We start from the raw sequence: 19,181 nt of genomic DNA on the forward strand, positions 1-19,181 counted from the left end.
TTGAAATGCCATTGCTATGAATGAGAACAGAAAAGACCTATTTAAACACGCAAAACGAATTGTGGTGAAAATCGGCAGCGGTGTTCTGACGCTTAATCACGGACTTAATACAGGTGTGATAACAAGTATCAGTGACCAGATTAATCACTTGAGACAGGACAGCGTTGAGGTTGTAATAATCTCATCCGGAGCCATTGCAACAGGTGTTAAAAAGATAGGGCTTGAAAGACGTCCCGACGGTATTCCAGCACGACAGGCTGCTTCGGCAGTGGGACAGGCAGGGCTTATTCTCGAATGGGAACATGCCTTCAGCAGGTATGATGCCAGGGTTGCCCAGCTTCTTCTGACCAGAGAGGATCTCAGCCACAGGCGTCGCTACCTCAATGCTAGAAATACCCTTAACCAGCTTCTGGACTGGAAGATTATTCCCATAATAAACGAGAACGATACGGTTGTCTTTGAAGAGATCAAATTAGGAGACAACGACAACCTTGCAGCCATGATAACCCTTCTGATGGATGCAGATATCCTGATTAATCTCACAGATATTGACGGACTTTACGATAAAGACCCAAGGGTACATGAAGATGCTCGTCTCCTCTCAAGCGTTTCAACAATTACAGAAGAGATGGAAGAGGCCGCAGGTGGTATCCCCGGCAATCTTGGTACCGGTGGAATGTTAAGCAAAGTGACTGCTGCCAAAAAACTGACCCGTGCCGGTATTCCAATGATCATTGCAGGGGGTCTCAATGACGGCATCATAACTGACCTTGTGCAGGGAAAAGATAAAGGAACCTTTTTTATACCCGTAAACAAGAGAATGAACAGCCGCAAATGCTGGATTGCCTTTAATCTCAAACCCGAAGGTGCCATTGTTCTTGATCATGGCGCCCAGGATGCTGTTATCCACAGGGGTAAAAGCATTCTTCCCATAGGAGTCACAGATGTCATAGGAGACTTTTCCATGGGAGCACCGGTTGATATTCAATCTATTGAGGGAAACCATCTTGGCAGGGGACTTGTCAACTACCCATCCTCTGAAATCAGGAAGATCATGGGCCTCAAAAGTGATAAAATTCGCCAGGTACTTGGATCAAAACCCTTTGATGACGTTATACACAGAGATAACCTGGCTGTAACCTGTTTATGCGACAAGGATAGCGAACAATGTCCACACCATTATCATCCACAAAGCAGGAATCTTTAGATATATTATCCTCTCTTATTACAAAAACTGCAAAGCTTTCAAAAGCTGCATCAAGAAAAATTGCAACAGCCTCCACAGAACAGAAAAACAGTGCTCTCAACACCATTGCAGAAACTCTCATGGAAAGGGAGACTGAGATAAAAAAAGAGAATGAAAAAGACCTTGAGGCAGCTCGTGCATCAGGTCTTTCATCTGCGATGATTGACAGGCTCACAATATCTTCGGGAACAATTCTTTCAATGGTACAGGGTCTAAGGGATGTCCTTGCTCTTCCTGATCCTGTTGGTGAAACAGTAAAAAAATGGCAACGTCCCAATGGTCTTGCAGTATCAAAAATGAGGATACCCCTTGGTGTAATTGCCATGATCTATGAATCCCGCCCCAATGTAACAGTGGATGCTGCTGCTCTCTGCCTTAAAGCCGGAAACTGCTCAATATTGAGGGGAGGTTCAGAGGCGTTTCATTCAAACATGATACTTGCCCAGATCATTCAGGATGCACTTGCCAAAGCAGGACTGGACAGAGATTGTGTTCAGGTTCTTCCGGTAAAAGAGAGGGATGCAATCAATATCCTTCTTCAGCAGGAGGAGTTCATTGATCTTGTTATTCCAAGGGGAGGAGAGGCGCTTATTAGATTTGTTGTCCAAAACTCAACAATTCCTGTCCTGAAACACTACAAAGGTGTTTGCCATGCCTATATTGACAAAGATGCAGACATTGATATGGCCATGAATATCTGCATTAATGCAAAGGTTCAAAGGCCAGGGGTTTGCAACGCCCTTGAAACACTTCTGGTGCATGAAGAGATTGCATCTTCATTTCTTCCTGCAATGGCTGAAAAATTTTCCCAGGCAGGTGTGGAACTTCGGGGTTGCAGTGCCACTTTGGCAATTCTTGCTGATATCAAAAAGGCAGAAGAGAGTGACTGGGACGCAGAGTATCTTGACCTTGTTCTTGCTGTGAAGATTGTCAAAAATATGGAGGATGCCATCACCCATATTTCAACATATGGTTCAGATCACACTGATATTATTGTCACAGGAAATCCAGAAAATGCCGAATATTTTATAAAAAACGTTTCATCATCAATGGTTGCTGTAAATGCCTCAACCCGCTTCAATGATGGCGGAGAGCTTGGTCTTGGTGCTGAAATCGGCATCAGTACATCAAAACTTCATGCCTTTGGCCCAATGGGACTTGAGGAGCTTACAACCACCAAATTTGTTGTTCGGGGTAACGGACATATCCGGCAATAACATTGGAAGCATTGTCACTTTGAGATCATCGTTCGGGGTAACGGACATATCCGGCAATAAAAGACGCAAGAGGGGAGAGTATGAATGTCGGCCTGTTTGGAGGCACATTTAATCCGCTTCATAATGGTCATATAGAAGTTGTTATATTTGTTAAAAAAATCTTTGATCTTGACATAATCCATCTGATTCCTTCTGCCATCCCGCCTCATAAACCATCAGGAAACCTTGTACCTGCTACTCTTCGTTTCCAGATGGTCAAAGGAGCTGTCAATGAACTTTCCGGAATCACAGCTTCTGATATTGAACTTAAGCGCCAGGGAAAATCTTTCAGCATTGACACCATAAAACAATTTAAATTTGAAAAATGCCTCTCTAAAAAGGCAGAGACATCGGGAGATGTAGATGTAGATGTAGATGTAGATGTAGATGTAGATGTAGATGTAGATGTAGATGTAGATGTAGATGTAGATGTAGATGTAGATGTAGATGTAGATGTAGATATCGTGGATATACCAAATGATAATGTCAATCTATTTTTTATCATTGGAACAGATGCTTTTTTTGAAATGGAAACCTGGAAAGATGTCAGGAGTATATTCAGGGAGACAAGTACAATTATTATGACCCGGGCAGGTGATAAAAGAAAGCTCAAGGATATTGAATTGTTTCTTCACAGTGTAATATCATCAGGTTATCAATATATACCGCCTTTAAACTCAAATGATTCACCTACAGGCAAATATACCTTTACAAACAGCGCTCCAGATTTCAGACCTGTTCACATCTGCAAGGTGCCTGCAATTCCAATCTCTTCCACAAAAATCCGACAAATGCTAAAAAATCATCAAACAATAACCGGACTTGTCCCACCTTTTGTGGAAAAAATAATTATAGAAAAAGGACTCTATTTTGACAACTGAATATAAAGAAGTATTGATGGAATCAGAAGAAAATGAGCTCACTAAAGAAGCAAACCCAGGCCTCTCTGCTCATCAATCTGCAAAAAACGATTCTGCGGGAAAAAAAGATTCTAACAATGATGAATCTTCAATACTAAAAAGTCGTCTTTCTCCATTTATCAGGGAAATTGCAAAACGCAAGGCTCTTAATATAACAGCAATTGATGTCAGGGAACTTACATCATACGCAGATGTTATCGTTGTGGTTACAGCGTCGTCCCAGCGCCAGGCAGCTTCAATTGCAGAGCACCTTTATACAGAAATGAAAAAAACCGGCAATATGCCCCTTGGTGTTGAAGGCTTAAAAGAAGGTAACTGGGCTCTTCTGGATTTTGGGGACATCATTATACATATCTTCAACAAAGAGACCTGTGACTTTTATAATATTGAAGGACTTTGGAGCGATGCTCCCCGCCTTGAACTGTTAGATATAGCAGAGGCATAAAAGGCTCAGAATTGATCTAATAAGATAAAAAGGTCCAAAATTAATGACAAATGATAATAGAGATCAAAAAAGAAACTGTGACCATAGAGTGGATGCCCTTGTAATTCTTGATGGATGGGGGAAAAACCCCTTTACAGATGACAACGCTGTTGCAATGTCAGGCACACCTTTTCTGAAAATGCTTGAATTAAGCTATCCATCCTCAGAGCTTCTATGTTCCGGTAATGCTGTGGGGCTTCCGGATGGTATTATGGGCAATTCTGAAGTCGGGCACATGAATATAGGTGCAGGCAGAAAAGTCTTTCAGGATCTTGTCAGAATAAATAATGCCATTTCCGACAGATCCTTTTTATCCATACCTTCCCTTGTCAATACCATGCAAACCCTTAAAAATGAAGGTAATGCTCTTCATCTGATGGGACTTCTTTCAGATGGTGGAGTACACAGCCACATAACCCACCTGTTTTCCCTGATTGACATGGCCTGTGATTTTGGCATTGACAATATATATATTCATGCCATTTTAGATGGCAGAGACACCCCACCTAAAAGCGGCTTTGGCTACCTTGAACAACTTCAGTCATTTCTTAAGAAAAAGGTAAAGGTAAAATTGCCACCATCTGCGGCAGGTTTTATGCCATGGACAGAGATACAAGATGGGAAAGAGTTGAGGCTGCGTACAATCTTTACACACGGGGATCGGAAAAAACAGCAAATGATCCACTTGAAGCCATCAATGCAGCATATGAAGCAGGAGAAACCGATGAGTTTGTAAAGCCCACATCCATAGTAATATCCTGTGCACATGGTGAAAATTCTGAAATGGAAGGAAAAAAAATTGCTGTTATAAAAGAAAACGATGCTGTTATATTCTTCAATTTCAGAGCAGACAGGGCAAGGGAGATCAGCCGCTCCCTTACAGAAGAGCCTGCTACATTTACCTTTTTTAAAAGGGAAACCATACTTGAACCAAAACGCTTTCTTACCATGACACAGTATGAGGAGTCATTTCAGTTCCCTGTCATTTTTACACCCCAACGCCTTGACAATATCCTTGGAGAAGTGATTAGCAGCCATGGACTTTCACAACTGAGAATTGCTGAAACGGAAAAGTATGCACATGTTACATATTTTTTTAATGGCGGTGATGAAAAAATTTTCCCCCTTGAAGAGAGAGTATTGATACCCTCTCCAAGGGAGGTCAGAACCTATGACGAAAAACCTGAAATGAGTGCAAGAGAAGTTGCAGACAAAGCTTGCGAAATGATACATAGTGGCAGATTCCGTTTTATTGTCCTCAACTTTGCAAACATGGATATGGTGGGTCACACCGGTAATCTCGATGCTGCAATCAAAGCATGCTCAACAGTTGATGAGTGCGTTAAAAAAGTTTTGGAAGCAATATGGTCAACCGGCGGAACGGCAATGGTCACCGCCGACCACGGCAATGCGGAACAGATGAAGGACTCTGAAGGCAATCCCCACACAGCCCACACTTTAAACCCTGTGAGATTCATCCTCGCCGGAGAAAAATATGCACAAAGTAAAGTTGCAATAAAAAACGGGATACTTGGAGATATTGCTCCCACTGTTTTAAAGGTAATGGGACTTGAACAACCAGCAGACATGACAGGAACGCCGTTGTTTTAAGCATACAGGTCTGTCTCAGAGCCCAATTCGATGCCACTATAAGATATTAAAGTTGACTGGGTCATGCAATACAGACACTCTGAAGCCGGAGAAACGGAGTAGCTGGCTTATCATGGACAGTGTTATTCTGCTTTATTTAAGATGCAACGTTCATCCATCTCTTTTCTATCTCTTTTAGCATATCCCTCAATATTTCAATGGAATTGAGACTCAATTTCTCTTTTGACGGAACGATTTCCCCCAGTATTTCATGATAAAGCTGAATTCTTCCTATCACTTCACCTTTTTCAATACCTATGATCTCTCCTTTTTCAATACCTATGATCTCTCCTTTTTCAATACCTATGATCTCTCCTTCTTCCCTACCTTCCATCCGAAGTTTTTCAGCCAGTGTCATGACCAACCCTCCTTCTTTTTTTGAAAGTGAATGTTCCACAATATTTTTTAAATCTTCAGCCAGAACTCCCTCAATGGAATTAAACAGATATTTGAAAACAGCCACAAAACAGCCTCAAGTAGCACAGGGGAGAGATATGTCTTTATGAAACTCAACGCATTCTCCCTACGGCTGAAGGTTTCACGGAACAGATTGTCGTGGGGCGTTTTCACTTTCTTCATGTTAAACTCCAGGGCTTTCGATGTTCCATAGGATATTCAATGTGATTATAAACATCAACAGATGAAATGACAAACAAAAGTGAATCTCATGCTGATGCTTAATTGCAGTTTAACAAAATAGCATGGGGATTTTTCAAGAATTCCGATCCAGAAAGAGTCAAGCACTTTTGGGGTGATATGAAAGATGCCAAAAATCCTTATATTTTTTAAGGCAACTCTGACATATGAACTTAGCGCCCTTTGTGCTGATTTTTCCTAAGCACTTGCTTTTGCAGACGATAAAATGGAATTTTCTATGCTATTAATTTACTCAAAATCGACATCTTATTGCTTTTTCAGAAGATATTGCATTTATCTGAATCAGGATAACCAGGATGGATAGGATGTTCAGGATAGATAATCCTGCCTTATCTTTGTTAATCTTGGGAATCTTGATTCAGATACTGTTGACAAGGCTTACAAGATCATAGGTGTCAACTTTGAGAATATATCATGTCAATACAGGCATAAAATGAAAAACAAGTTACGATATTAACATGCATGATCAACTCACAAAAAAAGGAGCTTTTCTGCTTTATCTTATTATGCTATCTTGCCAAATTAAATTGACAAGGCAAGTACTGCACAAGCAACAACTGCCCTGGCAGACTCATCTGCACCAACAAAGCATTAAAGTATCAAAACATTAAAAGACAAGAATTTGCAAATTAAAAAAACATGACGGTTAACCGTCAAAATAAAAGTGTTGAAAACCTTTATGGAAATACCTGAACGAGACAGCTTCACCCTGGAACAGATGGGGCGCAAACAAAAAGCAATCAAGGCGATGCCACAGAACAAGGCAAAACGTGGAATCTTTGCAACCACCTTCAGATGGCTGTTAATAACAATACTTATTACAGGCTTTTTATCTGTATGTGCAGCCTGTGCAGGGGGATTTCTGGTTTATCTTCATATCACCAAAACCCTTCCCCAGATAAATGGCCTCAGAGATTACCGTCCATCAACTGTCAGCAGTGTTTTTTCAGATGATGGTACAAAAATTGGAGAGTTTTATAAAGAGCGGCGCATTGTTGTTCCTCTCTCTGATATGCCGGAAAACCTCAAGAATGCATTTGTGGCAGCAGAAGATTCTCGTTTCAGGGAACATGTCGGAGTTGACCCTGTGGGTATATTCAGGGCATTTATAAAAAATCTGAAAGCAGGCGCCATTGTTCAGGGTGGTAGCACAATTACCCAGCAGGTGACCAAATCTTTTCTGCTTACACCTGAAAGAACATATGAAAGGAAAATAAGAGAAGCTATACTGGCCTACCGCATTGAGAAAAATTTTTCCAAGGACGAGATCCTTTATCTTTACCTTAACCAGATATACCTCGGCCACGGAGCCTATGGGGTTGAGGCAGCAGCAGAAAACTATTTCGGCAAACATGTAAAAGAGCTGAACCTTGCTGAGTGCTCCATGCTTGCAGGATTGCCACAGGCGCCGAGCAGATACTCTCCATTCCGTTATCCTGATCGTGCAACACAGCGTCAGCAATATGTTCTGACAAGAATGCATGAAGAGGGATACATTACAGCGGAAGATGTAAAAAATGCCATGAATACTGCTCTGGATATTCATCCCCGTAAAAACTGGTTCATTGACAGCGTACCATGCTACACCGAGCATGTCAGAAGATATGTGGTTGAAAAATATGGTGAAGATGCACTATATCACCAGGGACTTAAAATCCATACAGCAGTTAATGTCCCTTTGCAGAAAATTGCCAGAAAAGCTGTTGTAACCGGACTTTATGATCTTGACAGACGCCAGGGCTACAGAGGCCCTATTAAAAACCTTGTCTCTACAGACTCCAAAACAGCAATGGAGGAGTATATAAAGGATAGCAGCAAATCCCTTAATGGGAAAGAACTCCAAAAAGACACTGTTTACAAAGCTGTTGTTGTTGAAGTCAATGACAAGAAAAAGATAACACAGGCAGTGGTGGGAGAATATACCGGCACCATTGATATTAAAGATATTTCATGGGCAAGGAAGCCAAACCCTGAAGTGGGGCCGGGAATCGTAAAAATCAAAAAACCCTCCCAGGTTTTCAAAGTGGGAGATGTTATACTTGTAAAAGCTGTTAAAAAGTATGAAGAACCTGAAAACAGTAATGATATTGACGCAAACAGCAATAAAGACGCAAAAAAAAGTACCATTAATAAAGAGGAAGAAAAGAGTAAAACCAAGGAAAAAATAAAACAGCCCCCTGCCAAATGGATCTTTTCCCTTGAGCAAGAGCCTGCCGCAGAAGCAGCACTTTTAAGTATTGAGGCAGAAACCGGTCTTGTCAAGGCCATGATCGGTGGAAGAAACTATTTGAACAGCCAGTTTAACAGAGCAATCCAGTCAAGCCGCCAGCCTGGCTCTGCATTCAAGCCCATTATTTATGCTGCCGCACTTGACAGGGGATATACTGCAGCATCTGTGATTATTGATTCTCCAATTGTTTTTGATGATTCCTCAGACAAACTTTGGAAACCACACAACTACAGTGAAAGGTTCTATGGTCCAACATTGTTCAGGCACGCTCTTGTAAAATCACGAAATGTTGTGACAGTTAAAATTGTCCAGGACATAGGAATGGATTATGTAATTCAATATGCCAGAAAACTGGGTATAACATCTCCAATAGGCCGGAATCTTGCGATGTCCCTTGGTTCTGCAGGTCTCTCTCTTCTGGAGCTTGTCAACGCCTATTCGGTTTTTGCCAATCTTGGATATTTTGTGGAACCGGTTTTTATTACAAGGATTGAGGACAGGGAAGGTTCAACCCTTGAACAGGCCGACCTTAACCGCAGGCAGGTGATAGAGGAGAGCACAGCTTACATAATGACAAACATTCTTGAAAGTGTGATAACCTCGGGAACAGGATGGAGGGTAAAAGCGCTTGAACGTCCGGCTGCCGGCAAGACAGGAACCACCAACAATCTGCATGATGCACTTTTCATAGGGTTTACACCCGAATACATCACAGGCGTATGGGTTGGATTTGATCTTGAAAAATCACTGGGAAAAGGCGAGACAGGCTCAAGATCGGCAAGCCCCATATGGCTTGACTACATGCAGGGTGCCCTTGATGGAAAACCTGTAAAAACATTTACAGTACCGGAAGGTGTTGTATTTGCCAAAGTGGATGCAAAAACAGGACTTCTCCCCTCTTCCGCATCTGAAGAAATTATATATGAATGCTTTAAAGAGGGTACAGTTCCCAATCAAACGACTCCTTCGGAAAACGATCTCACCAGACCAGATGATCTTTTCAAATCTGACATTTAGAGGATAAGCAAGACTTAAGAGCCTGTTTAAGAATTATTTGGCTCTAAGAAAAAAGTGGGTTTACAGTTTAATCATCCCTTAATTGACAATCTATTTTTTGTACTTAAATTTAATGTCCGGATAAAGGGCATCCTTCATATGACCTCAGAAGGTCTTTACACTTTTTTAGATGAGCTTCCCGCAAAACGGGATTAGTGTAATTGAAAGTGTAAAGCGGGAAATGAAGCATGCCGGATAAAGGGCATTTTTACCGTGGCAATGGATACAATTTTCCATATTCGGGAGTGGCTGGATGGCAGCCATGACCGTGTATTTTAAATACCAGAGCAAATTGAATCCTGTTTTTCATTAAGAATGAAAACAACTTATTTATACTCACGGTACTTAAAAATGCTTAAACAGGACTTTTAAAGACTGCATCATTTATGTTTGCGGTCAGGAGATAATTATGGCTTTTGAAACAAAAGAAGAAGTTCTTCAAAGATTAATGGAAATGAACAGACCCAATTGCCCCCACTGTAATACTGCAATGGATCTGTGGGAAGTTCCTGAAATAAACTTCAGTGACGGTCTTGGCTGGGGCACACCATATATGTTTGTCTGCTTCAATGACGAATGCCCATCATACAAAAAAGGATGGGAAAACCTTAAGGAGACCATGGAGTTCAATGCATCCTACAGATGCATCAACACTCCAGGTTCAGATAATTTTGAGTACATGCCTGTATTTAGCCCCATAGGAGGCAAGGGTCAGCTCTTAGATAACAATGAGATGGAAATAAGAGAAGCTTTCAAAGAGGCAATGAAAGAGGGTTTTGCCATGTTGACTGACCTCTACATGGCTGGAGACTGGGATGAGATACTGAAAATGGTTCTTCATCCAGGAAACCCGCCAAGGGTTAGGCAGAAGGCCGCAGAAATGGTTGGAGACATCGGAGGAACTGAAGCTGTTGAACATCTTTTGAATCACAAATTTCCAAGCAGAGTACTTCAGGAAACCGTTGAAAAGACGATAAAGAAACTGCACAGCCGTCACTTTACAAGGGAATGTCCATATTGTGCAGAAATTATTAAACAACGTGCAACCTTTTGCAAACACTGTCAAAAGGATGTGCCAAAGGGATAAACAACAAAAATATATTTTTGATATGTCTCGCAAAAAGCCCTAAATAGGAATTAACCATAATAACTTCAGCATATTATGGTTCTCGTCAGTCATAACTTCTCTAAATGGAGACCACAGATAGTATTTTTCAGAGAATTGAAAGTACAATATGTGGTGGTGGATTTGAGAAGTTAGGACTCTTGAGTATGGTTAAAAATAATCTTAAACGATCATGGCTGATGATCAGCCACCCCCGAATATGGAAATTTGTATCTATTTCCACGGTAAAATAGCACCTTTTACAGGTTCATCATATCAGAGTTAATAAAAAGGGCAGACAGAAAATTCTCTGCCCACCCTCATAAACTTCATCTATCACTTTTCGGCATCCTTCATTATCCACTTTACACTTTCATGGGAATCATGCCCATTTATCGGGAGTCACGACCCCAAAAGTGTAAAGCACTTTCCGGTTGATATGAAGGATGCCCACTTTTCTTATTTTTTAAATTGCATAACAGAATTACCGCACTCCTCATGCAGCCTTTCAATATCGTAGGAACGAAAGATAATCATCTCCTTGTCTCGTTTTTTATCAGGAAACCCGGGGTATGAATGATCTTCCACAATCTTGAGGCCTGCATTAATGCCGGGAACAGCCTCAAGCCCCTCTCCTACAGGCTTTCCAGATACCACATCCCTGACAAGCGCATCCTTACCATCTGTTGATACGGAAAATGGAATCTGCCCATGATAAAAAAGCCTTGCAGCAGCAAGGATCTCCCTCTCAAATGATCCAAGGGAACCTGCTATGCATCGCACAGCCATAAGGGGTTTATCTTTGCAAAAGACAACAATGTCAATTTTTGAGTGATATGGCTCCCCTTTTATTGTAACAGTAATGGGAAAATCAACTTTGATGTCATTTTTTGAAAACCCTCTCTCTTCCACCAAAAATTTTTCAAAAAGCTGGCGATTGCCTTCAGCACCAACATCTGGGATCTCTTTACCTGTAATATAGTCAATCAATTTAAGTGTCATATATAATACTCCTTAAAAAAAACATTTTGGCATAGCAATTTTTTGGGTATATTAATATTGCCCTTTTTTACCGTGGGAATAGATACAATTTTCCATATTCGGGGGTGGCTGAATGACGGCCATGACCGTTTACCGTGAAAATGACTATCATTTTTATACTTGGGGGTGATTGATACGCAATCATGCCGTTTACCGTTAAAACACCTTCTGTTTTCATGATCGGGGGTGGCCGAAATCTCATTTGGCCATGAGGGTTTACCCGATAATTTTTCAAAGTACAGTAAAAGGAGAGTAGGTTTATTGTCAAATATAAAAAGAGTAATACTTAAAAATGGGCAATCCATTGCATATCAAATAATTGAACCGAAGAGTGCTTCATCTGACGAGGAAGATACCCCATATCTTATTTTTCTTCATGAAGGTCTGGGCTGCATGGCAATGTGGAAAGATTTTCCCCATGCTCTGTGCAACCGCCTCAAATGGCCGGGGGTTATCTATGATCGCCAGGGATATGGCTTGTCAAACCATATTACAAAACCACGGACAATCAATTATCTGCACGAATACGCCCTTATGGAGCTGCCTGAAATAATTGATCTTATTATCCCTCCACAAAAGGATTTTTTCATAGTAGGTCACTCGGACGGCGGAAGCATTGGGCTGATTTACGCATCAGAACAAAATGCCCGTCTTAAAGGGGTTATTACAGAGGCAGCCCACGTTTTTGTTGAACCGGAAACCATTCGGGGAATTGAAGAGGCTCTAAAAGCATTTGAAAAAGGGGCATTAGGGTCACTTACAAAATATCATGGTGAAAAAACAGAAAAGACTTTCCATGCATGGTCAGATACATGGCTCTCCCCACACTTCAAATACTGGAACATTGAATATCTTCTCCCATCAATAATATCTCCTGTCATGGCAATACAGGGGGTAAATGATCAGTATGGGACAGCAGCACAGGTGGATACCATTGTAAATAAGGTTTCCGGCAAAAGCGTAAAAACAATGGTTAAAAAATGCGGACATGCGCCACACATACAGCAGAAAAATGAAGTTTTAAATATAATGACATCATTTCTTTATGAAAGTCCCGTATTTTAAGGTTTTATATGAAAGTCCCCGCAAATGGCTGTTTTTATAAAGACTTTCAACTCTTCGATTGTGACGGTGAACCGCCATGTTGGTTATAAGAAAATCCCCGTAAAAGCCTGTTTTAAAACGACTTTCATCTTTTCGATTGTGGCGGAAATCCGCCATATACGTTATTAAGGACTTTCATGTTGCGTTGTGGCAGATGGGTCTGCCATGGGCGTTATTGAAAACTGAACAGCACAAGTCTAAAACAATATTTACAAAACAACCATTATAATCACAAGCGAATAACTTGACTTCATTCCATTATTGCATTATTATTTAAAAATACTTCATTTACCAATTTCAGTTTTTCATTTTTCAGGTTCAATTTTCCTGAGAAAGAACCTCTTCTTCAACCTCTTTTCCGCTCTTTTCATCCCCAGACTGTAAAATGCTTGCCAAGTGACGTATGATATAAAGGATGCCGGAATTATATAGAATTAATGGTGCTCAGTGCCTCTTCAAGTTTAAAGTGTCGGGTGACTTTTAAGGCATTTCAAAGGTTCAATGCATTTTCTACCCGGCAATCAAACCTTGAAAGAACACTCAGGGTATTTTTTTCGGCCAAACTCTTTTAAAAGAAAGGAATTGTCATGATATTTAATAAACGGTCAACAATACGAAATAAATGTAAAATTCCTCTACTTATGGCCTGGAACAGCACTGAAAATATCCACGAAGCCCATGCAAGTGACATAAGTCAGGGAGGAATGCGCATTGAAGTTAGATACAATTTATCTCAGGACATAACCATCTATATAAAAAATATAAGCAATCCTGACAGCGGCTACACTGGAAATGAGTGGGATGCTTATATCGGCAAGGTAAAATGGATCAAACACAAAGGAGACCTTTACCAGACACCTTTCCAGGCAGGCATCCAGTACATGAGCCACTCTGTTGTACTGGGACACACAGACGAATTTTATGACTGTAACCGTTGCGATATGTGCGGTACACCTGTGAAAAGAGATCTGCACTGGACAGATGATGATCTCCATCTTTGCACCGAGTGTTTTTGGAGCATTGGGAAACTTGAAAAAAGTGTATCCAGATCAAGTCTTACAAGGTTCCTCTCCGGAAATGTTTTGTAACTAACCCGTTGAACACTTTGATAAAAATATTTGGCATCCTTCATATCAGATTAAACAGTCATGGCCGGATGCGACTTCGACCACCCCCGATCATGAAAACGGAATGTGTTTTCACGGTAAAGTACTTTACAATTCTTGTCTGGAGTAGAGACGCAATGCATTGTGTCTCTACCGTTGGGTTATTTTACCATTGGAAAAGTGTAAACCGGCAAATGATGCATGCCGAAAACATTAAAAGTTTTTTGCCCGGAAATGTTCTATTTTGACAACATCTCACGCTCCTCTTCACAATCGGCATACTCCAGGGCAATCTGTCTAAAATCTTCTGCAATTTCCATAAATGCGTCAACCATATCAGGATCAAAATGAGAACCCCTGCCCTCTTTTATTATCTCAACAGCTTTTTGATGGGAAAAAGGGGGCTTATAAACTCTTTTACTGATCAGGGCATCATAGACATCAGCAAGAGCCATGAGCCTTCCGCTCAATGGAATATCTTCTCCTTTCAGTCCCCGGGGATAACCGCTGCCATCCCATTTCTCCTGATGGGTATGTGCAATATCCCTTGCAACACTTAAAAATGAGCCTTCTCCAAGTTTTTTTTCATTGATCAAAATGGCATCATGTCCATAAACAGTGTGCAATTTCATCTCTTCAAACTCTTCTTCTGTCAACCTTCCGGGTTTAAGCAGAATATTGTCTCTAACACCAACCTTGCCAATATCATGAAGCGGAGCTGACTTGTAGAGTATGTCAATGGCTTTTTCATCCAGGAGATGTTCGAATTTGGGATTTTTACTTAAATGTTGGGCCAGCCTCTTAACGTAGTTTCTGGTACGTTTAATATGTCCGCCTGTTTCAGGATCACGATACTCTGCAAGGGTTCCCATGCTCTCAATTGTCACCTCCTGGGTCAACAAAAGCTCCCTTGTTCGCTCCTTTACAACATCTTCAAGGTGATCCCTGTATTTTTTTAACTCAATCTGATTTTTAACCCTTGCCTTGACAAGATCAGGACTGAAAGGCTTGGTAACATAATCCACAGCTCCCAGCTCAAGGCCCCGGGCTTCATCCTGAGTTTCAGTCATTGCAGTCAGAAAAATAACAGGGATATTGCTTGTTTCAGGATTTGATTTCAGCTCTTCGCACACCTGATAACCATCCATACCCGGCATCATTATATCAAGCAAAATCAGATCGGGTTTTTCATCAGCCACGGCTTCCAGTGCTGTTTCACCATCCATTGCCACCCTGACATCATATTGATCTCCAAGGGTTTCCACAAGAACATCAATATTGGTCTCGGTATCATCAACAACCATTACAATAAATTCTGAAAGTTCCATAAAAAATTTTCCTATAACGGCCATGGCAGTTCCATCTGCCACAACGAAGCATGAAAGTCCTTAAAAAAACCTTTAACCACGGGGACTTTCTTATAAAACGTTCATGACGGTTCTCCGCCACAATCGAAGAGATGAAAGTCTTTTTTAAAACAGCCACTTACTGAGACTTTAATATAAAAAGTTAGCACATTAAAGGCTTTGTTATTATTAATTTTTTTGAAGCTTTATTTTCAAATCCTCCACAGATTGCAATGCATCTTTGAACTTGTACTTGCCAATCAGCTTTTCAAGCTCCTTTACGGAAATTGAGAGATCGTCCGGCCATTTCAGTGAAGCTATCTTCTGCATCAACTCTTTTGATGGCTGGGGTTTACGCTTTGCAACATGGGGCTGAAGTTCTTCAAGCAACTCAAGCAATCTGGACGGATCGGATATTTCAGAAGGTGTGCTGTTTCCATCTTTATCAACATTTGCCTGCAATGAAGGGGCCATCTCCAGCAACTTGAGAATCTCTTGCATGGCATCACCAAATTCATTTACAAGTTTGCTGTTATCACTATTGAAATCTGACTTTAAAGCATGTTCAAGCAAGGCGCCCTTCTCCTGAAGTGAAACAGCCCCAATGGTACCAGATACCCCTTTCACAGTATGGACAAGCCTAACAGCAAGCTCCTGGTCACCTGAATTAACAGCATCATTTATCCTCTTCATAATATCAAGATGATCATCATGAAATTTCATTAAAAGCCTGCTGTATAGATCATGGTTATTATTTACCCTTGAAAGCCCTGTGGCGGTATTGATCAAAGGCTCAAGGGCTTTTGTGAAGTTGTCATAAAAAGTTAGGTTTCCTGAAGTTGCCTTGGAAAAAGTTACCTTTTCTAAATCTTCAGTTTTAGGCAAAATATGAAAATCTCCGGCGTGATTTTTCTTTAAAGATCCTTTTAGTTCTTGGTTTCCATAGCTAATGCCCCCATCCATATTATAAGAGACATCAACAGGATATGAGCTTTTTTCCCTTTGCCCAGGCTTTATCCACCGGATCAGAGCATCAAACAGCAATGCCGGATCAATGGGTTTGCTTACATAGTCATCCATACCCTGTTCAATGACATGCTCTCTTACGCCTATCATTGCATCAGCGGTCATTGCAATTATGGGAACCTTACCAGCCTCCCCTTCTATCTTACGAATATGCGCTGTTGATGTATAGCCATCCATGACCGGCATCTGAAGATCCATCAGTACCAGGTCAAAAAGGGTTCCTGAAGCACTTTTGACAACCTGGTCCACACCCTCACTGCCATTATTTGCCAAAGTTACATGAAAGCCCTTTTCACTGAGTAGCTCCAAAGCCACCTGCTGGTTAATTTCATTGTCTTCCACCAGAAGAATACGGGCTCCCCTTATCTGGTCAAGCTCTTTGACAACATAAAGATCTTTTTCTGAATGGTAGCCTCCCATTTGTTCATTGCCCTGACCAAATGCCTCCATGATAGAGTCAAAAAGCAGGGAATGTGTAACAGGCTTTAAAAGAAAACCGTCAAGATTGACTTTCTGAGCCTGATTCATGACATCTTCCCTTCCATGTCCTGTCACCATGATGATTTTGGGAAGCGGATTATGGGCCTGCAAAGATTTATCTGAGTTGATGCGTTGGACAGTTTCAAACCCATCCATACCAGGCATCTGCCAGTCAATAAAAAGCAGTTGATAGTGATCTGTTTTTATTTTCCTGATGGCCTCCATACCCGAGGCTGCTGTATGCACGTCAAATTTGAACACCTCAAGGTATTCCTTTAATACATCGCGGAACGTATCATTGTCATCAACCACAAGAACCTTAAGTCCCCTTATGGCCTCGGGTACAACATCAAACCTTTTCGTTATTTCATGATTATGACGGCCAAATTTTGCAGTGAAAAAGAAAATTGTCCCCTTTCCTGGTTCACTTTCAACTCCAATCTCTCCGTCCATCATCTCTGTCAGCTTTTTACAGATGGTAAGGCCAAGACCGGTTCCTCCATATTTTCGGGTTGTGGAGGTATCTGCCTGGGAGAATGATTGAAAAAGCCTTGATATCTGCTCTTTTGTCAATCCAATGCCTGTATCACGGACACTGAATCGGATCTTTGCTGCATCTTCTTCCACAAAAACAGGCTCAATTGAGATTACAATTTCACCCTTTTCGGTAAATTTCACAGCATTGTTGCTCAGATTCAACAAAATCTGACCAAGGCGCAGAGGATCCCCCATAAGTGCCCTGGGTACCCCTGAATCCATTTTGAAAATCATCTCAAGGCCCTTTTCCTGTGCCTTTATTGTCACAAGGCTTGCCAGATTATTCAAAACTTCATTGAGATCAAATTCAATTACCTCTATTTCAAGTTTTCCAGCCTCTATTTTTGAAAAATCAAGGATATCGTTGATGATCCCGAGCAGATTCTGGGCAGATGCATGTGTTTTTGAGATGTAATCCATCTGTCTTGGGTTAAGATCTGTTTTCATGGCAAGATGCGTAAGCCCTAAAATTGCATTCATGGGAGTTCGGATCTCATGACTCATGTTGGCAAGAAAATCGCTCTTGGCCTTTGTTGCAAGCTCCGCCTCTTTTTTTGCCTCATCCAGATCATCCATGATATTGAGCATTGCCCGCCTTGATCTGGCCATCTCTTCAAGCTGTCTTTCAAGTTGTTCAGTGGCATCATCATCACATATATTGACTTTTTCAGATATAGCTGAATCTGTTGTATGGTCATACTGTAATCCATAATATGACGACTCATGGGTAGCACCATCTGGGAACCCATTGGCAACACCACCAAATTCATGTTTATCTCCATTGCCATGGGCTTGATCTCCTCGTCTGATAAGCTCCTTCAGCTCAATCATCCGCTCCTCACGGCTTATGGTGAGGCGGTTGAATCTCTCCAGATCTTCCATATGGGCTTTCAATTTGTCTTCTGATCTTTTTCTCTCCGTAATATCACGGATAGTACCAACTGCAAACCATTCGTCATCCACCTGAAATGAAGAAAGTGTCACCTCAACAGGAAAAATCTCTCCGGTTCTTTTTATGGCTTTGTTCTGCATGGTTGAACCAAAGACATTCCCCTGACCGCTTTTTGCAAACTCTTTTAATCCTCTTATGGCCTGCTGCTGAATATCAGGCAGTGTTGCAATGGAATGGAAATCAGCTCCTGTTGCCTCATCAGCACTATAACCAAAAAGCCGCTCTGCAGCACTATTCCAGAAAAGTATTTTTCCCAGGCTGTCAATCATAACAAGTCCATCATCCATGGCCTGACTCATTGCAGAGATTTTTCTTTCACTTGCAAGTCTCTCCTGTTCAGCAAGCTTTCTTAAAGTTATATCAAGCATCAGACCATTGTAGAGTGGAATCTCACCATTTTTGTGCAGAGATGGCTTTGCAACAATGTGTACCCACCTTGTTTTTCCCTTTACCATTGTCATCTGGCCGGAAAATTCAATTTTTTGAACATTTTTTGAAAATTCTTTTAAACTCCTTTGAAAACGCTCCTGATCATTGCCGGACATTACAAACAATTTATTCCCATTGATCAAATCCTCCGGCGAAAGGCCAAAATGGGTTTCCATTCCCGGACTTACATACAAAAATTCAAAAAAACCTTCCGGTGAAATAGTGGCCTGAAAAATAGCTCCGGGAACATTTGCCGCCATTGCCTGAAACTGCTCTTCAGCTTTTCGTCTGCCTGCAATCTCCATGGCCATTTTTCTGTTCCAGAAAATAAAAAGGAATATAACACCTCCACCTGCTATGACAATTTTCCAGATAAGTGCATAGTCAACACCTTTTTTATACTCAACCGCAAGCCATTTACTGTAAATTGCCCTGTGTTCATCCTCTGTTATTGATGCAAGGCATTTGTTTACGATTGATATTGCTTCAGGATATTTGGGATCAATGCCTATCCTGTGGTCAAACATATAGTCAGTTTCACCATTTATCTTCAAAT

13 protein-coding genes and 1 pseudogene are annotated in these 19,181 nt (G+C 41.1%); 9 read left to right on the plus strand and 5 right to left on the minus strand.

The genetic code is table 11. The annotated features are described in order from the left end of the window. Positions 1 to 16 precede the first annotated feature (16 nt). From proB to MTBBW1_RS18375, 5 genes and pseudogenes are all read left to right on the plus strand, one after another. Positions 17 to 1,207: a glutamate 5-kinase gene (gene proB / locus MTBBW1_RS18355; RefSeq protein ID WP_080805740.1), complete on the plus strand. Its 1,191-nt coding sequence runs from the start codon at positions 17 to 19 to the stop codon at positions 1,205 to 1,207. Continuing rightward, positions 1,168 to 2,463, plus strand: coding sequence for a glutamate-5-semialdehyde dehydrogenase (locus MTBBW1_RS18360; protein WP_080805741.1), 1,296 nt, complete (start codon positions 1,168 to 1,170; stop codon positions 2,461 to 2,463). Before proB ends, MTBBW1_RS18360 begins: the two co-directional genes overlap by 40 nt. A gap of 80 nt (positions 2,464 to 2,543) precedes the next feature. Continuing rightward, entirely contained in the window at positions 2,544 to 3,383 is an 840-nt protein-coding gene (gene nadD / locus MTBBW1_RS18365; RefSeq protein WP_080805742.1) for a nicotinate (nicotinamide) nucleotide adenylyltransferase, read from the plus strand. 16 nt (positions 3,384 to 3,399) lie between these two features. Next, complete coding sequence (gene rsfS, locus MTBBW1_RS18370; RefSeq protein ID WP_080805894.1) at positions 3,400 to 3,867, plus strand: ribosome silencing factor; 468 nt, start codon at positions 3,400 to 3,402, stop codon at positions 3,865 to 3,867. A 154-nt stretch (positions 3,868 to 4,021) separates the two neighbouring features. Then, positions 4,022 to 5,514, plus strand: a pseudogene (locus tag MTBBW1_RS18375) (hypothetical protein); the annotation flags it as partial. 139 nt (positions 5,515 to 5,653) lie between these two features. On the opposite strand, the gene MTBBW1_RS18380 reads toward MTBBW1_RS18375, so the two are convergent. Continuing rightward, entirely contained in the window at positions 5,654 to 5,914 is a 261-nt protein-coding gene (locus MTBBW1_RS18380; RefSeq protein WP_139786813.1) for a hypothetical protein, read from the minus strand. A gap of 47 nt (positions 5,915 to 5,961) precedes the next feature. Further along, positions 5,962 to 6,135 carry an Rpn family recombination-promoting nuclease/putative transposase gene (locus tag MTBBW1_RS27860; protein ID WP_139786814.1) on the minus strand — a complete coding sequence of 58 codons (174 nt, stop codon included), beginning with the start codon at positions 6,133 to 6,135 and terminating at the stop codon, positions 5,962 to 5,964. A 757-nt stretch (positions 6,136 to 6,892) separates the two neighbouring features. On the opposite strand from MTBBW1_RS27860, the gene MTBBW1_RS18385 reads away from it, so the two are divergent. After that, entirely contained in the window at positions 6,893 to 9,460 is a 2,568-nt protein-coding gene (locus MTBBW1_RS18385; protein WP_186441464.1) for a penicillin-binding protein 1A, read from the plus strand. A 448-nt stretch (positions 9,461 to 9,908) separates the two neighbouring features. Beyond that, the gene (locus MTBBW1_RS18390; RefSeq protein ID WP_080805748.1) at positions 9,909 to 10,586 is read left to right on the plus strand and encodes a zinc ribbon domain-containing protein; all 678 of its coding nucleotides are present in this window, start codon (positions 9,909 to 9,911) and stop codon (positions 10,584 to 10,586) included. Positions 10,587 to 11,063: 477 nt separating this feature from the next. Here the strand turns inward: MTBBW1_RS18390 and MTBBW1_RS18395 are convergent, their stop codons facing one another. Then, on the minus strand, positions 11,064 to 11,606 hold the full coding sequence (locus MTBBW1_RS18395) for a type I restriction enzyme HsdR N-terminal domain-containing protein (protein WP_080805749.1): 543 nt from the start codon (positions 11,604 to 11,606) through the stop codon (positions 11,064 to 11,066). Between the two features lie 300 nt (positions 11,607 to 11,906). On the opposite strand from MTBBW1_RS18395, the gene MTBBW1_RS18400 reads away from it, so the two are divergent. Continuing rightward, the gene (locus MTBBW1_RS18400) at positions 11,907 to 12,710 is read left to right on the plus strand and encodes an alpha/beta fold hydrolase (protein ID WP_087881800.1); all 804 of its coding nucleotides are present in this window, start codon (positions 11,907 to 11,909) and stop codon (positions 12,708 to 12,710) included. A gap of 626 nt (positions 12,711 to 13,336) precedes the next feature. Then, the gene (locus MTBBW1_RS18405; protein WP_080805750.1) at positions 13,337 to 13,837 is read left to right on the plus strand and encodes a PilZ domain-containing protein; all 501 of its coding nucleotides are present in this window, start codon (positions 13,337 to 13,339) and stop codon (positions 13,835 to 13,837) included. Between the two features lie 257 nt (positions 13,838 to 14,094). On the opposite strand, the gene MTBBW1_RS18410 is transcribed toward MTBBW1_RS18405, so the two are convergent. After that, positions 14,095 to 15,183, minus strand: a complete 1,089-nt coding sequence (locus MTBBW1_RS18410) for a response regulator (RefSeq protein ID WP_080805901.1) — start codon at positions 15,181 to 15,183, stop codon at positions 14,095 to 14,097. A 207-nt stretch (positions 15,184 to 15,390) separates the two neighbouring features. Next, on the minus strand, positions 15,391 to 19,181 hold a 3,791-nt coding region (locus MTBBW1_RS18415), incomplete at its 5' end, for a response regulator (RefSeq protein WP_186441466.1).

The sequence above is a fragment of the Desulfamplus magnetovallimortis genome, assembly GCF_900170035.1.
GTDB classification, from domain to species: Bacteria; Desulfobacterota; Desulfobacteria; order Desulfobacterales; family Desulfobacteraceae; genus Desulfamplus; species Desulfamplus magnetovallimortis.

Coding starts and splice junctions, on each gene's coding strand:
- proB (WP_080805740.1), top strand. CDS start 17: ATGAATGAGAACAGAAAAGACCTATTTAAACACGCAAAACGAATTGTG.
- MTBBW1_RS18360 (WP_080805741.1), top strand. CDS start 1,168: ATGTCCACACCATTATCATCCACAAAGCAGGAATCTTTAGATATATTA.
- nadD (WP_080805742.1), top strand. CDS start 2,544: ATGAATGTCGGCCTGTTTGGAGGCACATTTAATCCGCTTCATAATGGT.
- rsfS (WP_080805894.1), top strand. CDS start 3,400: ATGGAATCAGAAGAAAATGAGCTCACTAAAGAAGCAAACCCAGGCCTC.
- MTBBW1_RS18380 (WP_139786813.1), bottom strand. CDS start 5,914: ATGACACTGGCTGAAAAACTTCGGATGGAAGGTAGGGAAGAAGGAGAG.
- MTBBW1_RS27860 (WP_139786814.1), bottom strand. CDS start 6,135: ATGAAGAAAGTGAAAACGCCCCACGACAATCTGTTCCGTGAAACCTTC.
- MTBBW1_RS18385 (WP_186441464.1), top strand. CDS start 6,893: ATGGAAATACCTGAACGAGACAGCTTCACCCTGGAACAGATGGGGCGC.
- MTBBW1_RS18390 (WP_080805748.1), top strand. CDS start 9,909: ATGGCTTTTGAAACAAAAGAAGAAGTTCTTCAAAGATTAATGGAAATG.
- MTBBW1_RS18395 (WP_080805749.1), bottom strand. CDS start 11,606: ATGACACTTAAATTGATTGACTATATTACAGGTAAAGAGATCCCAGAT.
- MTBBW1_RS18405 (WP_080805750.1), top strand. CDS start 13,337: ATGATATTTAATAAACGGTCAACAATACGAAATAAATGTAAAATTCCT.
- MTBBW1_RS18410 (WP_080805901.1), bottom strand. CDS start 15,183: ATGGAACTTTCAGAATTTATTGTAATGGTTGTTGATGATACCGAGACC.